Source organism: Mycolicibacter arupensis (genome assembly GCF_002086515.1).
Taxonomy (GTDB): domain Bacteria; phylum Actinomycetota; class Actinomycetes; order Mycobacteriales; family Mycobacteriaceae; genus Mycobacterium; species Mycobacterium arupense.
The window spans coordinates 1-1,338 of record NZ_MVHH01000112.1 but is presented as its reverse complement, the minus strand read 5'-3'; the positions used below and the strand labels follow the sequence as shown (position 1 = coordinate 1,338).

General features: G+C 66.4%; 1 protein-coding gene. It reads left to right on the top strand.

Going from position 1 to position 1,338, the window contains the following annotated elements:
• The first annotated feature begins 72 nt into the window (after positions 1 to 72).
• Positions 73 to 1,301 (top strand): IS3 family transposase gene (locus BST15_RS20895; RefSeq protein WP_109370772.1). Its coding sequence is split into 2 segments (ribosomal slippage): positions 73 to 385 and positions 385 to 1,301, totalling 1,230 coding nucleotides; the frame shifts between segments, so codons are not numbered across the junction.
• Positions 1,302 to 1,338: the final 37 nt, after the last annotated feature.

The window sequence follows — 1,338 nt, the reverse complement described above, 5'->3', positions numbered from 1 at the left end:
GGGACTTGACCCCGTGTGTTGGACACGCTCAATCCCAGGAATGTCCTGGGGGAAGCGAGATGATCCAACCCGATGGCAAGGAAAAATTACCCCGATGAGTTCAAGCGTGACGCGGTCGCGCTGTACCGGGATACCGAGGGTGCGACGATTACGCAGATCGCTGCCGAGCTCGGTGTCAGCGAAGCCACGCTCTCAGCGTGGTGCAAGTCGGCCGGCGTGGCGATTCGGCACCGCCGCGGCAGCGTAGAGACCGAGCTTGCGCCAGGGGCCGAGAGCCCGGAGCAGGAACTGGTGCGGCTGCGCGCCGAGAACAAGACGCTGCGCGCCACCGAGGCTCGGCTATCCACCGAGCGGGACATTCTACGGTCGGCAGCCAAATATTTCGCCGGGGAGACGAACTGGTGAGCCGCTTCCAGTTCGTCGCCGACCACCTACACGCCTTCGAGGTGAAGTGGCTCTGCGCGGTCGTGGAGGTCGCGCGTTCATCGTTCTACGCCTGGCTCGCCGGCGCCGATTCCCGCGCCGCGAAGGCCGCCGCTGATGAGGCGCTGGCCGCCCGTATCCGGGTGGTGCACGGCGAGGACAACACCTACGGGGCGCCGCGGATCACCGCCGAGCTCAACGATGGTGCGCCCGACGGTGAGCGGGTCAACCACAAGCGGGTCGCTCGAGTGATGCGCGGCGCCGGGATCGTCGGTTATCGGCGCCGGCGGCGGGTCAAGACCACCGCGGCGGATCCGGCCAGCCAGAAAGTCCCTGATCTGCTGAAGCGGGATTTCACCGCCGCGCAGATCAACACCCGTTATGTCGGCGACATCACCTACCTGCCACTGGCCACCGGCGGCAACCTGTACCTGGCCACGGTGATCGACTGCTGCTCGCGGCGGGTAGCGGGGTGGGCGATCGCCGATCACATGCGCACCGAACTGGTCACCGACGCCCTCAACGCCGCTGCCGCGCTACGCGGCACGTTGGCCGGTGCAGTGTTCCACTCGGACCACGGAAGTCAGTACACCTCAAGGGATTTCGTGTCCCTCTGCCGCGAGTATGGGGTCATCCAGTCGATGGGAGCGGTGGGAACGAGCGCCGACAACGCCCTGGCCGAATCGTTCAACGCCGCCCTCAAACGCGAGATCCTGCAGGACCGTGCCTGCTGGCCGGACGCGGCGACCTGCCGCCGGGAGGTCTTCCGATGGCTGGCCCGCTACAACACCAAACGACGGCACTCCCACTGCCGTCAATCCAGCCCTGCCACCTACGAAAGGACCCTGACACCGGCTACGCTGCCCGAAGCTGCTTAACCACAAATCCCGTGTCCACTACATGGGGGCAAGGCCC